The organism is uncultured Ellagibacter sp. (assembly GCF_934617235.1).
Taxonomy (GTDB): Bacteria; Actinomycetota; Coriobacteriia; order Coriobacteriales; family Eggerthellaceae; genus Ellagibacter.
On the sequence record NZ_CAKTTZ010000035.1, the window covers coordinates 13084 to 27132 of the forward strand.

General features: G+C 59.3%; 14 protein-coding genes. All 14 read right to left on the reverse strand.

Annotation, left to right across the window (positions count from 1 at the left end):
* Nucleotides 1-8: 8 nt before the first annotated feature.
* The 14 genes from Q0G85_RS07600 to Q0G85_RS07665 all read right to left on the reverse strand — a co-directional run bounded on the left by Q0G85_RS07600 (nt 9) and on the right by Q0G85_RS07665 (nt 13754).
* Entirely contained in the window at nt 9-590 is a 582-nt protein-coding gene (locus Q0G85_RS07600) for an indolepyruvate oxidoreductase subunit beta (protein ID WP_297156318.1), read from the reverse strand.
* A gap of 11 nt (nt 591-601) precedes the next feature.
* Nucleotides 602-2332 (reverse strand): thiamine pyrophosphate-dependent enzyme, encoded by a 1731-nt coding sequence (locus Q0G85_RS07605; RefSeq protein ID WP_297156320.1) that lies wholly within the window; start codon nt 2330-2332, stop codon nt 602-604.
* 43 nt (nt 2333-2375) lie between these two features.
* The gene (locus Q0G85_RS07610) at nt 2376-2816 is read right to left on the reverse strand and encodes an FHA domain-containing protein (protein ID WP_297156322.1); all 441 of its coding nucleotides are present in this window, start codon (nt 2814-2816) and stop codon (nt 2376-2378) included.
* Nucleotides 2817-2859: 43 nt separating this feature from the next.
* The gene (locus Q0G85_RS07615; RefSeq protein ID WP_297156324.1) at nt 2860-4272 is read right to left on the reverse strand and encodes a D-alanyl-D-alanine carboxypeptidase family protein; all 1413 of its coding nucleotides are present in this window, start codon (nt 4270-4272) and stop codon (nt 2860-2862) included.
* Nucleotides 4262-4693, reverse strand: coding sequence for an amino acid-binding protein (locus tag Q0G85_RS07620; protein ID WP_297156326.1), 432 nt, complete (start codon nt 4691-4693; stop codon nt 4262-4264). The genes Q0G85_RS07615 and Q0G85_RS07620 overlap by 11 nt, the downstream gene beginning before the upstream one ends.
* Entirely contained in the window at nt 4693-6000 is a 1308-nt protein-coding gene (locus Q0G85_RS07625; RefSeq protein WP_297156328.1) for a phenylacetate--CoA ligase family protein, read from the reverse strand. The genes Q0G85_RS07620 and Q0G85_RS07625 overlap by 1 nt, the downstream gene beginning before the upstream one ends.
* A 170-nt stretch (nt 6001-6170) precedes the next feature.
* A complete protein-coding gene (locus Q0G85_RS07630) occupies nt 6171-6839 on the reverse strand; it encodes a CDP-alcohol phosphatidyltransferase family protein (RefSeq protein WP_297156330.1) in 669 nt (222 codons plus the stop codon).
* A 183-nt stretch (nt 6840-7022) separates the two neighbouring features.
* Nucleotides 7023-7925: a rhamnulose-1-phosphate aldolase gene (gene rhaD, locus Q0G85_RS07635; RefSeq protein WP_297156332.1), complete on the reverse strand. Its 903-nt coding sequence runs from the start codon at nt 7923-7925 to the stop codon at nt 7023-7025.
* A 190-nt stretch (nt 7926-8115) separates the two neighbouring features.
* Complete coding sequence (locus Q0G85_RS07640) at nt 8116-8484, reverse strand: 4Fe-4S binding protein (protein WP_297156334.1); 369 nt, start codon at nt 8482-8484, stop codon at nt 8116-8118.
* A 6-nt stretch (nt 8485-8490) separates the two neighbouring features.
* Complete coding sequence (locus Q0G85_RS07645) at nt 8491-9579, reverse strand: nickel-dependent hydrogenase large subunit (RefSeq protein WP_297156336.1); 1089 nt, start codon at nt 9577-9579, stop codon at nt 8491-8493.
* Nucleotides 9580-9581: 2 nt separating this feature from the next.
* Nucleotides 9582-10466, reverse strand: coding sequence for an NADH-quinone oxidoreductase subunit C (locus tag Q0G85_RS07650; RefSeq protein ID WP_297156338.1), 885 nt, complete (start codon nt 10464-10466; stop codon nt 9582-9584).
* A gap of 5 nt (nt 10467-10471) precedes the next feature.
* Nucleotides 10472-10915, reverse strand: a complete 444-nt coding sequence (locus Q0G85_RS07655; protein ID WP_297156340.1) for an NADH-quinone oxidoreductase subunit B family protein — start codon at nt 10913-10915, stop codon at nt 10472-10474.
* 12 nt (nt 10916-10927) lie between these two features.
* A complete protein-coding gene (locus Q0G85_RS07660; protein WP_297156342.1) occupies nt 10928-11797 on the reverse strand; it encodes an NADH-quinone oxidoreductase subunit H in 870 nt (289 codons plus the stop codon).
* Nucleotides 11798-11813: 16 nt separating this feature from the next.
* Nucleotides 11814-13754, reverse strand: coding sequence for an NADH-quinone oxidoreductase subunit L (locus Q0G85_RS07665; RefSeq protein ID WP_297156344.1), 1941 nt, complete (start codon nt 13752-13754; stop codon nt 11814-11816).
* Nucleotides 13755-14049: the final 295 nt, after the last annotated feature.

The following is a 14049-nucleotide window of genomic DNA, read 5'->3' on the forward strand; positions in this document are numbered from 1 at the left end:
CTTCTCGCTTATTCCGCGGAATACGAGGCGCCCAGCTTGAACGCCTCAAGGTTGACATCGAGAAACTTCTCGGGAACGCGAGCGGTGATCACCCGGTTCCAGACCTCCGTCGGGAAGCCAAGAGCGCGTGAGAGCGCTCCGAGCAAAACGACGTTGGCGGCCTTTGTGGTACCTGCCTTGCGGGCAAGTTCAGTAGCAGGAATGAGCAGAGCACCCGCATCGCGCAAGCGCTCGCGCGCATGGTCGGGCATGGAGGCGCGCCCCGTAGCAACGGGAAGCGGCTTGATCGACTCGTCGTTCACGAAAAGGCTTCCGCCCTCTTTCACATAGGGAAGGTTGCGAAGCGCTTCGGTCGTCTCGAAGGACACGACGCAGTCCGCCGAACCCAAATCGGCGACCATGGACTGGACCTTCTCGCCGAAGCGCACGACGGTCGTCACCGCGCCGCCACGCTGCGCCATGCCGTGGATTTCGGAGACCTTCACGTCAAGCCCGCTCTCCAGGGCGGCACGGGCAAGCAGGTCGGCAGCGAGAATCGTGCCCTGACCACCGACGCCGCAAAGAAGCACTGTTTTCGTATCGGAACTCATCGGGTTCCCTCCTAATCCTGAACGATGAAGCCGCGTGCGCAATACTGCGCGCATTGCCCGCAGCCGATGCACATATCGCGATCGATCACAGCCTGGCCGGTCGCCTCGTCCTTGGCGATCGCAGGGCAACCGAGACCGATGCATGCACCACACGCCGTGCATTGAGGGGAAACCTCGAAAGCGAGTTTGCGGTGACGTTCAAGCAGGACACACGGGGCGCGGAAAACGATGACCGAAAGGGTGTCGGCGGCAGAAGTCGCCTCCTTAAGTGCGCGGCGGACAGCCCTTGCATCATGCGGGTCGACCGTGCGCACGTCCTCGATGCCGAGCGCCTTCAGAACACCTTCCATATCGAGCTCGCGCGAAGGACGGTGCTGAAGCGTCTCGCCGTTGAACGGATTGCCCTGACGCCCGGTCATGGCCGTCGTGCGGTTGTCAAGGATGCAAACCGTGCCTGCTCCCTTGTTGTAAACCGTCGAAATCAGCGAGGAAAGACCTGAATGCGCGAAGGTGGAATCGCCGATCACGGCGACGACGGGACGATGCTCGCGCCCTTGGAAGGCAAGCTCGAAGCCATGTGCCATCGACACGGAAGCGCCCATGTCCACGCACGTATCCATCGCGGAAAGAGGAGGCAAGGCACCTAAGGTGTAGCAGCCGATATCGCCTGTCACGATGGCCTTGCACCGCGAAAGCTCCTTAAAGACGAGGCGATGCGGGCAGCCGGGGCAAAGCGCAGGCGGACGGCCGGGAACATCGGCCTGGGCGGGCGCATGAGCAGGCTCGGGATAGCCGAACGCAGCACGGATCAGGCCGACCGACAGCTCGCCGTCAGCGGGCAGGGTCTCAGGGAAGGCGGCAACGTCGATTCCAAGGGCCGACACAGCGTTAGTCAGGTAGCTCGAGGCCTCTTCGACGACGTAGAGCGCGTCGACGCTCTCGGCGAAAGCGCATAGCGCCTTCTTGGGAAGCGGCCACGTGCATCCAAGCTTGAACACGGACGCATCAGGCAAGCCTTCCAGCACATGCTGCGACACGGCGCCGGCGCACACGACGCCGAGCTTGTCGCCGCGCCTGATGATGCGGTTGTACGGGCAGGTTTCAGCCCATTCGGAAAGCGCCTCGATGCGCTTAAGCTGCACCTTGCGGCGCGGCTTCGCGAACGCGGGCATCATGACCCACTTCGCAGGGTTGCTCTCGTAGGGCGCGGGCTCGACTTCGGCGCGAGTCCCAACTTCGACCGGGGTCTTCGTGTGCGAGACGCGCACCGACGAGCGGATGAAGAAGGGAACGTCGAAACGCTCGGAGAGCTCGAAGGCGTCGCGAGTGAAGGCAAGCGCCTCGGCGGAATCGGCGGGGTCGAGCATGGGGATATGCGCCGCGCAGGCATAGTAATGGGAGTCCTGCTCGTTTTGCGAGGAGTACATCCCAGGGTCATCTGCGGCAAGCACGACGAAACCGCCGCCAACGCCGGTATACGCAGCAGTGAACAGCGGATCGGCGGCAACGTTCACGCCAACATGCTTCATGGTAGAAAGAACGCGTGCACCGCCGGCAGATGCGCCGATGCCCACTTCGACCGCAACCTTCTCGTTCACGCACCATTCGGCATAGACGCCGTCCTTCTTCGCGAACGCCTCAAGCGTCTCGGTTGAAGGGGTGCCCGGGTACGCGACGCCGATGCGGGCGCCAGCTTCCCAAGCCCCCTGGGCAATCGCCTCATTTCCGCTTAGCAGTTCCATGTGATAATCCCTCTCGTAACTCTCGCCTTATGCGCCGACGCGTTTATTCCTCCCGATAGACGAGACAAAATGCGCCGATTTGCACGACGTCGCCCTCGTGGAGCTCGCGCGCTTCGACGTTATCGTTGTTCACCCAAACGCCGTTGAATGAGCTGTCGTCGGTAATCGTGTAGCCATCGCCCGTCGGCTCGACAACCGCATGGCTGCGCGAAACCGTCATATCGTTTAAGAAGATGTCGCACTGCGGGTTGCGCCCGACGCTCATCGGCGCATTGCCGAGCCTGAAGACCATTCCAATCTGGGGGCCCTTCACAACGCGCAGGACGAACTGGTGCTGCGAGCGATCGGCTGCAGGTTCCGCCCTTCCCTCAATGGGAAACGGCTTGAAGCTCTGCGTTGCGCCGAGCAACTTGAATCCGCAGGTGGGACACGCAGAAGCATCTGGGTTAAGAGTTGCACCGCATACGGGGCACGTTTCAGTCATAATGCTCGTCCTTCTTTCGTCTTGCATATGAAAGTTTAGCGAATCAGTACGTTGCCTTCGTCTTATCGTTGATGAGCGGGGTGTCGTTCAAGTCAACGGACGTAGCGACGGTCTGGCTTCCAGTGAAATTCGACAAAAGCCGGCCCACCCAAATGCCAGCCGCCTCAAGCGGATTCGGCGCCGCGACGTCCTCGCACGCGATGAGGTCGACCGTGGCAAGAGTCTCATTGTGCTGCTTGAAAACAGCGGTACCAACTTTGTCGCCTTCGCGCACGCTCCCGCTCACTTTGTTGAAACTCATTGTACAGCTCACATTGCCTTTAAGCGAAAATACGTCGAGCGAGCCATCAGGTTCGGAGAAAGTCGCCTTGATCGTCTTGTCCGTCCAGTCGGCATGAGCGACCTCGGCTACGACGGGAACCTCCTTCGTGGAGGTGCCCCATGTCATCGTGACCGTCTCACTCGCATGAGCATACGGGTAGCTCACGCTATTCGTATACACCCAATCGAAGAGCGTTTTCGCATCCGTGAAACGCTGCTGCTCGCTTGAGGAGTTGAGCACAATCGCATACAAATCGCGCCCATCACGGTTGCAAGCGCCCGCGAAGCATTCCCCCGCAAGCGAGGTGAAACCGGTCTTGATGCCGCACGCGCCCTCATAGACCCCGAGAAGCTCGTCGGTCGATTCCAGCTCGAGCGGAGTTGCCACTCCCCCACGCGTCACCGTGATCGTCGCCTTGTCCTTGGAGACGATATCGCGGAAGGTCTGGCTTTTCATTGCGTAGGCAGACATCGTGGCCACATCGCGGGCCGTGCTGTGCATATCGCCCGCATATTGGTCGAAGTCGAGGCCGTGCGGGTTCGCGAACAGCGTGTTTGCGCACCCAAGGCTTGCCGCCTTGGCGTTCATTGCGGAAACGAAGGCAGCCTGGGCACTACTCCCGCCGCCGAGTTTCGCCCCTACGGCATCCGCGATGGCGATGGCGGCATCGTTGCCCGACGAAGTGAGCATCGCCTTAATGGCATCTTCCATGGAAAGCACGTCGCCCTCTTTGAGCGATGCGGAAGACTCGCCGATCGAGGCAGCTTGAGCACTTACGGTCACCTGGTCGGTAAGCTGGGAATTTTCCAGAGCGACAATTGCCGTCATGATCTTAGTGACCGAAGCGATATGCGTCTGCGTGTCGGCGTCGCGTTCGAAATACACCGTGCCGTCGCCGTCAACCACATAAACGTACGTCGCGTCGACGCTTGGGCATTGCGAGACGGCAAGACCGCGCGACTCGACCGTTTCACCTGCGATGACGTCGGTTTTAGCGACGCCGGCGAAGGCGGCGTCAGGCACGAGGGCGAAGGAGAGCGACACTGCAAGAACGCAGGCGCAAAGCGCGGAAAGCGCCCGCACCCCAAAGGGGACACGGGCGCCGTGCGCAGTATGGTGCAAGCTAGCAATCAAGCTGGTAAACCTCTTCCGGAGAAACGGTGGCGAAACCGGCCGCTTCAAGCTTGGCCTCGATGTCTTCCGCTTCGCCAATCTTCAACACATCGATCGCCGTATCGGGGTTCACAGAGAAGCAGTAGCCATATTCAATGTTGACAGACTGCTGGTCTAAGAACTCGAGTAGCGTGGCAAGGCCACCCTTCACGTTGGGAACGCGGACAGCGAGCACCGGGGTGACCATCGCGCGATAGCCGGCTTCCCGAAGCGCCTCGGCGGCGGCATTCGGCGTGTCAGCGAGAACGCGGGCAACACCGAAGTCAGCCGTGTCGGCAAGGTTTAAGGCATGCAGGTTCACGCCCGCATCGCTCAACACGCGACATGCAGCAGCGAGCCTGCCCTTGTCGTTCTCGAGGAAAACAGTCAGCTGTGAAATCATTAGTGCTTCCCTTCTCTCAGGTCGATAACGCGCTTGGCCTTGCCTTCGCTGCGCTCGATGCTCTTCGGCTCGACGATCTTGATATCGACCTTGATCTGCAAGTTGCTCTTGAGCTCGGCCCCGAGGCGCTTCTTCAGATCCTCGAGCTTGCGAATCTCGTCGATCGGGAACTCGGGCACGGTCTCGACGTTCAGCGTGACCTTATCGAGCGGGCCGTTGTCGGTGAGCACGATCTGGTAGTGCGCCGTGATCTCGTCGAAGCCGGTGATGATCTGCTCGATCTGCGACGGGAACACGTTCACACCGCGGATAATCATCATATCATCGGAGCGGCCGATGATGCGGTCGATCTTGCGGTGGGTGCGCCCACATGCGCACTCCTCGTTGATGATGCGGGTGATGTCGCGCGTACGATAGCGCACGAGCGGGCAGCACTCGCGCGTGAGCGTGGTGAACACGAGTTCGCCATACGTGCCGTCGGGAACCGGCTGGAGCGTTTCGGGGTCGATGATCTCGGCGAAAAAGTGGTCTTCGGCAAGATGCAGGCCGTGGGACTCAGAGCATTCCATCGCAACGCCCGGGCCCATGACCTCGGATAAGCCGTACACATCGCAATAACGGATACCGAGCTTGTCGCGAATTTCCTGACGCATGTTCTCGGAAGCAGGCTCAGCGCCGAAAATGCCGGCGGAGAGCTTGAAGTCCTTCGCGGGGTTATAGCCCATGCTGATCGCCGTGTCAGCGAGATAGAGTGCATAGGAAGGCGTGCAGCAGAGGATGTCGGTGCCGAGATCGACCATCATCTGAATCTGGCGCTTCGTGTTGCCCGAAGAGGTCGGGATAACCGAGCAGCCTGCCGCCTCCGCGCCGTAGTGCGCGCCGAGGCCGCCAGTGAACAGGCCGTAGCCGTACGAAACCTGAACGGTGGAATCTGCATTGCCGCCCACCATGGCAATGCCACGGGCGAAGCAATCGCCCCAGTTCTTGATGTCGTTTGCGGTGTGTCCCACAACCGTCGCCTGACCGGTGGTGCCAGAGGATGCATGGATGCGGGCGACATCCTTCTTATCCACGGCAAACAGACCGAACGGGTACGCGTCGCGCATGTCCTGCTTAACGACGAACGGGAATTTCGCGAGATCCTCAAGACAGGTCAGGTCGTCGGGCGTGACGCCGGCCTCGGCGAAGGACTTCTTATAAAAGTCGACGTTGTCGTACGCATGACGGATCGACTTCTTCATTCGTTCGAGCTGCAGCTCGCGCAATTGCTCGCGCGGCATGGTCTCGATTTCTTCTTGGAAATACACCTCAAGTCCTTCCTTTTCTTACCTAGCGCCTATGCGCCCTTGCCCACGTCACCCAGCTATTGGATGCAAAATTTGACCCGATAGCTAGGGTTAACTCGTACAGTGTAGCGTTTTCCCCGCCCTGTCACGGGCTGGCGAAAGCAAAACTAGATTTCCTGCGTCGGAAAGCGTTATTCGGCACGCTTTTCACGCTTTGCGGCAGAAAGTCTGACGGCCCCAGCAACAACGTAATAAATCGTCGTAAACGCGCCGACAATGAGGCCCGCATAGACAAACCAGATGCCCCACGAATAGGGATCGGAAGAGAAGCCCGGCAACCACGCGAAGGGAACCGCGCCTATGCCAGCAAGAACAGGCCAGTTGAGCAGGAGCGCCGCAAAGCCGACGAACAAAAGCGTCGTCGCCACCTTACCAGGGTAAATCACCGCCACGCGAATGCGCCATTTCTTAAGCAGATATGCACCACCTATGAGAAGCAGCAAATCGCGGCCGAGCACCAAAACGACGATCCACAGCGGCAAGCGCCCGATGGCAAGCAAGCACGCAACACCGGAAATCATGAGGATGCGATCGACCGCGGGGTCGAGCAGGCGCCCGAGCTTCGACACCGTGTGCGTGCGGCGAGCAATCTGACCATCGATCCAGTCGGTTCCTGCCGCAACCGCGAAGAGCACCGTCGCGAGGATGTCGTAACCAGTGAGGATCAAACCGATAAAACACGGGACCATACACAGGCGAATCGCCGAGATGAGATTCGGGATGGTGAAGATGGTGTCAAGCACCTCGTCTTCTTCGGGTGTCAGGTCGTTCTTCGCGCCCTTGTCGATCATCTTCGCCATATAAGCCAAGCCCCCAGATAATAAAGCCCCAGCGGGTCAGTCGTGTAAATTGCAGCGAATTATTATAGCGCCCGACTTTGGCGGCAAACGTGCATTTCGCCGATTCCTCACGGAGATGTTGCCAGCTTGTTCCCATGGACTGCGGACCGAGTGTGTTAGCCCGCGACACCGATTAAACGAGCCCTAATCGAGGAATGACACGTTGATGTTCAACCGCAGGTCGCGTGCGATGGCGCGCAGCCCGTCATCGGATATGGTGTTTGCGAAGTCGCCGCCCTCATTGAGCAGGCGCGCCTTGACATAAATATCCGCCGCCTTCTCGATGGTGTGCATGAGTCCGAATGCGGAATCGAAATCGGCACCCGAGCAGAACAACCCGTGCTGCGCCCAGATAACCGCATCATAGGTCTTCATAAGCTCCGCAGTTGCCATCGCAATCTCGGCGCCTCCCGGCACCATCCACGGGACAACGCCCACGCCCTTCGGGAAAGCGATGATGCACTCGGTCATAATCTTCCAAAGCGCACGTGTGAAGGTGCGCGCGTCAAGCGGCATCACGGAAGTAAGCGCAACCACGTTGACTGGATGGGCATGGTAGAGGATGCGGGACGCGCCACTAGTCGCATTCGCGCGAACCGAATGAATCATGAAATGGGAGGGGAACTCCGAGGTGGGTCTGCCGCCGTCCTTAAGGCCCCAAACCACGCGGCACGCATCGCCGGTCGCGCTGATTTCGACAATCCCCACGTTGCGAGCGGTGTCGAGCGGGACATTGCGCATATAGCTGCCAGCACCAGTTACGGCGAAGAATGCGCCACGAAGGTTGTCAGCATGAACACCCAGGGGAATCCACTCGGAGGGATTCTCGTAGAAAAACGCTCGGCAATCAGCCACCTCCGCCTCGGTCATCCGATAGGTGAGGTTCCCACCATTGCGCTCGTGCCAACCTTGGCTCCATCCATCGGCGCACAGGCGAACGAAGCCCTTCATAAAGGCCTGCTGTTCTATGGCAACGCCCGAAACGACGCCCTTCGCCGCAGAAACCCCCTTGTCGAACACATCTTGAGCGCTATCGAAAAAACCCATCGTCTCGCGACCTTCCCCTATCCGCACGCATCGGAGCGCCGTCCTCGTTGACAAGCCCGACTATACCGCTAGATTTCCCTACATGGTTTCACAACTGCGAATTCGACGAAAATGAAAGGGACCCCTGTGAGGTCCCTATGAAACGTGTATTCGAGAACCTTCGCCCGATATGAAAAAGGGAACGCTGTCCTTAGCTTACCTTTTTCATCGGCTTGGAATGCTCGGGGACGTCGAACGACTCGACGTACATCTCCTTCGAAGGCGCCGGCCAGCCAGGTTCCATCGACAGGCAGTGCTTCGGGCATTCGAGCACGCAGGTTCCGCACTGGACGCAGCGGAACTTGTCGATGGTCCATTTGCGGTTGGGCTTCTCAACCACAATGGCAGCGCAGGGGCAGCGGCGCTGGCAGATGCCGCACAGGATGCAGACATCGACATCGTTGACGATATGCCCCTTAAGTCCTGCGGGAGCCTCTTTTTTCTCCACAGGATAGAGTACTGTCTCGGGCTTTTTGAACAGCGAGCCGAGCGTCATCTTTCCCAGTTTGAATCCACCCATGTTCTCCTACCTTTCCGTGCAGCTGATGCAAGGGTCGATGGTAAGGATGATGTTGTTCACGTCAGCAAGATCGCAGCCCTTGAGCGCCGCGGTCATTCCTGCGAGGTTTTGCGAGGTCGGTGTGCGCATACGCATGCGTTCGAGGTTCTTCGTGCCATTGCCGCGAGCATAGTAGTAGCACTCGCCGCGCGGCTGCTCGACAACGTTAGCTGCCTCAGAACCTGCAACCGGCGATCCCTTCACAGCAACCGAAATGTCGCCGTCGGGGATCTTTGCGATCATCTCTTCGATGATGTCAATCGATTGCAGTACCTCAAGCGCGCGAACCTTGCAGCGCGCATAGCAATCGCCCTGGTCGTCGAGGATGGGACGGAAATCCGCGAGCTCTGCGTAGCCGCCGCGACCAAGCATGCGAACGTCGTAGTTCACGTTGGAGGCGCGAGCGAAGGGACCCACCATGGAAAGCGCGAGTGCGTCTTCATGGCTCACGTGCCCCACGCCAACGGTGCGGTTCTTGACCGAGGAGTCCTTCAAAAAGGAGTTCATAATCTGGCGATAATCGTCCTTGATGCCCTCAAGCACACGTTTGATCTCGGCAAACTGCGTGGCATCGATGTCGCGCACAACGCCGCCGACCTTCACGACCGAGAAGATGACGCGTCCACCCGTCGTCTTCTCGAAGATGTCGAGCACGCGCTCGCGCAGGCGCCAGCAATGCATGAACAGGCTCTCGAAACCAAAAGCGTCGGCAGCAAGTCCAAGCCAGAGGATATGCGAATGGATACGCGAGAGCTCGTGCCAGATGACGCGCAGATACTCAGCACGTTTGGGAATCTCCACGCCCATGAGGCTCTCGACGGTTTCCGCATAGCCCATGGAGTGGCCGAACGCGCAGATGCCGCAGATGCGCTCGGCGATGAAGATGAACTGGTTGTAATCGCGGGTCTCGACGAGTTTCTCGAGGCCGCGATGGACAAATCCGATTTGGGGAATCGCTTCGAGCACCTTTTCGTCCTCGACGACGAGGTCGAGATGAAGCGGCTCGGGCAGCACGGGATGCTGCGGACCGAAGGGGATGACGGTTGCCTTGCCCATCGCTATTCACCATCCTTTCCGGTATTCGCCGCACGTTCTGCGGTTTCCTGGCGCGCCTTCGCATCGAGGGCGGCGCGCACCTTGGCAGCGCGCTCGGGATCGAGCTGCGCGAGCTTGGCCTCGATTTCGGCATCGCGCTCGACGTTGGTGGAACCGACGGCACGCTTCGCCTCGGCAGCCTTCTTCTTGCGTTCGAGGGCGGCGCGCACCTTGGCGGCCTTCTCGGGATCGAGGTTCTCAAGCTCGGCGGCGCGGTTCTCGCGCTTGCTCTCGCGGGACTGCTCCGCCTCGGCAGCCTTGGCAGCCTTCGCTGCGAACGCAGCCTTGATGCGAGCAAGCTTCTCGGGATCGGTGCCCGCGAAGCGCTCCTCGAAATCGGGCATCTGCGAGGCGTCGATGCCCGAGACCTTCGGCTTCATCTGCTTCATGGCTTCGGGGTGATCGGCTGCGTACTCGGTTTCGGCAACCTTCGCAGCGCGGGCGCGCTTGGCCTCGGCAGCCTTGGCCGCTTTCTCGCGAGCAGCCTTCTGAGCAGGAGAGATGATAGTCATCGGCTCGGATTGCGCAAGCTGGTAGAACTTCCCTCCGAAGTCGATGGCGATGCCTTTGATCATCACACCGAACAGGTCGTGAATCTCGTTTTCGAACACGAAAGCGGCGAGGAAGTTCCCCGTGATGGAGGGTACCACGTCGGTCTTCTTCACGCCCACGACCTTGTAATTTTGAAGCGCACCATCTGCCATCATGAACGAATAAACCAGATCGATGCCCGCATCGGTGTTCACGGCGAGGATTTGCACGAAGCGCGCCTGCTCGCTTTTCATGCGATCGGACAGCTCCGGCACTTCGGCCAGCTTGAGGGGAATGAACTCAGAGGAGAATTCCATATGTCCTACGCTCCCTTCTTCTGTTGCGCCATAGCCTTCGCCTTCTCGTCGAGGATGCCTACGGCCTGCACGACGCCATCGATGATCGCCTCGGGGCGGACGGCACAGCCTGGAACATATACGTCGACGGGTATCGCCTTGTCAACGCCACCAAGGACGTTATAGCAATCGTGGAAGACGCCGCCCGAGCAGGCGCAGATGCCACATGCCACGACCGCCTTCGGTTCGAGCATCTGGTCGTAGATTTCCTGGACGACCTTGATGTTCTGCTCGTTCACGCTGCCCGTGACGAGGAAGATGTCGGCATGCTTGGGGTTGCCGGTGTTGATGATTCCGAAACGCTCCACATCAAAGCCCGGGCAAAGCGCGGCGAGCACCTCGATGTCGCAACCGTTGCAGCTCGAGGCATCGTAGTGAATAACCCAGGGTGATTTCGAGTTGTAAGCCATTGATAAGCCTCCTTACAGGTAGGCCAAGACGGCCACGTTCAAGCCGCCGGCGACAAGCGCGACGAGCCATGCGGATTTCAACATGAGCTGCCACTTCACGCGGGCGAAGTTGTTATCGATCCAGATCTCGAGGAAGTACACAGCGAGAACGACGACGACCGCAAGGATGAGAGAGAGCGGGTTCGACCAAACGAAGAACATGGCGACCCACCCCATGAACAGCACGTTCTCGCACCAATGCATCACTTCCACCAAGCCGAGCGTAGGGCCGCTCATCTCGGTTGTGACGCCGCGGACGATTTCTTGATGCGCATGATGCGACATGGAGATGTCAAAGGGAGACTTGCGAAGCTTGATCGTAAGCACGAATAGAAAGCCCAAGAACGCGAGCCATGCCGTCGTGATTGCGGGGGCATCGAGGAAGAAAACTCCCGCCACATCGAACCACCCCGACGCCATGAAGAACGCCACGCACATGAGATAAAGCATCGGCTCGTACGCCATTGCCTGCAGCGTCTCACGCGCAGCACCCACTTCCGAATACGGAGAACGCGTGGAATAAGCAGCGACGATGAAGAGCAGCGAGGAAAGCGTTACGAGGAACACGCTCAAAAGCAAGTTGCCGCCCGAGAAGAACACACCGCCCGCGACCAGCGTGAAGATGAATGCGAAGAGAATATACGCGTGCTCGGAAGTGTTCACCGAGGCGTTCTCCTTGGAGAAAAGCTTGCGCACGTCGTAGTAGGGCTGCAGAAGTGGCGGCCCGACGCGTCCCTGCATGCGCGCGGAGATGATGCGGTCAAGCCCTGCAAGCAGGCAGCCGATGATGGGACCTGCAATCGCAAACGCGATGATGCCGATGACCGTAACGATGATCGTCATGAGAATCCTCGCCTTCCTACAACAAGCCCGGCAGCATAGCAGCCGCCCAAGCAATCGCCGCAACCATGATCACGATGCATGCGCCCGAACCGACAGGAGCAATGCGCGCCTCGCCGAAGATGCCGTCGAGGTACATATTTCGCGTCGTAGCCTCAACAGGCGCGGAAAGCGAACCGCGGAACGTGCGCGCCGCGTTGTCAGCCGAAGCACCCGCGAGGTACACATCGACCTTTTTCTGCTTCGAGGAGCGGCCCAATCCCGCGAAGAGCATGAGGATCACGAGCACCGCGCAGATAGCAGCGATCCAGAGGTTCCCGTCCGAGATATCCTGGCCGCCGTAAGGGAAGGCGGTCTGGATATAGGGAACGACAAGCCCCGAGGACATCAACGGGAGAAGCACGCAGGTGACGCACACAAGGCCCGCCATCAAAAGCAGCGCCGCCCACTCCGTTTTATGCACGGTGAGCTCGACGTTTTGCGGCTCGCCTGCGATCCCCGAGAGCTTTCCGAGCCACTTCGCCCAGAACATAAAGGTCGCTGCCGAACCGAATGCGAGCAAGATGATGAGCGCAACGTTGCCCGTAACGACGAATGACACGAGCGTCGCCCACTTCGCGATGAGCATGCCGAAAGGTGCCACGAACATGCACATGATTCCGAGCATCATGAAGCGAGCCAGGCGCGGCATGCGCTCGAAGAGCAGGTCCATGTCCTCGATGTTGCGGCTGCCGATGTGATGCTCGGCGGTGCCCACGCACAGGAACAGGAGGCTTTTCGCGACCGCGTGGAAGATGATGAGCAGGATAGCAGCCCAAACGGCTTCCGGCGTTCCCACGCCCGCGCACGCGGTGATGAGACCGAGGTTCGCGATCGTGGAGTACGCGAGCACGCGTTTAGCATTGCTCTGCGAGATCGCCATGAAGGAGCACAGGGCGAAGGTGAGGCCACCGACAAGGACAACCATCACGGAAGGCACCAAGCTTACCGCGAAGATCGGCGAGAGCTTCACCAGCAGAAACACGCCCGCCTTAACCATCGTGGAAGAGTGAAGCAGCGCAGATGTCGGCGTCGGGGCGACCATTGCGCCGAGCAACCAGGTGTGAAAGGGCATCTGCGCGGCCTTCGTGATACCCGCGAACGCAAGCAAAGTGACCGGGAGCATCACAAGCGCCGGGAAGGCGGTTCCGAGCTCAACGAACATTGCGAAGGAGAGCGGCAGGCCGAAGACTCCCAGATAGACGAGGGAGAACTGGAACGCGACGCCACCGAGCAGGTTCATCACGATCTGGCGGAACGCGTTGTTGATTGCCTCTTCAGATTTCGTGAAGCCGATGAGCAGGAAGGAGCACAGCGTGGTAACTTCCCAAGCCGTGTACATCCACGCCATATTGTCAACGAGCACGATGTTGAACATAGCGGAGAGGAACGCGAACATGATGGCGAAAAACCACGGACGGCGATCGCGCGCCTGAGGGTTCTCGTGCAGTTCGTGAGCCTGGAAATCCTTCATGTAGCCCAGAGCATACACGCAGATTCCCGAGCCGACGATGCCGATGATAAGCACCATAATCACACCGAGCGCATCGACACGCATCGTCGTGGAGAACTCAGTCCCCGCCTGAACGGCGAACTCAAACCACAGAGCCACAACGATTTGCAGCGCTGCCAGGCCCAATGCAAGCGGACGCTTATAGCGAACCGCGTAGCAGACAACAAAGATTGCGACGGTAAGATCGATGGCGAGGTTCACCAGGGAAAGCGGATGCCCCCATTCGGCAGGCAAGGCGAACTCGTAGGTCCCAGAACCCGCGAACACCACCGCAAAAGCGATGGACAGCACCGCGATAAGAGCGGCGAAAGCTACGCCTATCACGTCGCGCGCGCGATCGTTCCTAACGATGAGAAGCAGCAATGCCGCAACAACGGGCACCACAATGAGGGAGGCAATCAGCTCCATCGCATACTCCTTTTCTTGAATAGTTACCTTCCTGCACCAAACGCAAATCGAGAAGGCGAACGCGAGACTCGCGTGGGGTCTACTCTAGTCAAAAGGAGAGCGTTCGACCTGCACCTTTGGAGTGCAGGTCGAAATCAGTCGGTAAAAGGGCTATCGCAGAGGTAGCAATTACCTTTGGGAAGAAAAAAGCGAGCCAGATTTTCATCTGACCCGCTTGCATAAGCTGGTCGGGTTGACAGGATTTGAACCTGCGACCCCTTGACCCCCAGTCAAGTGCGCTACCAAACTGCGCCAC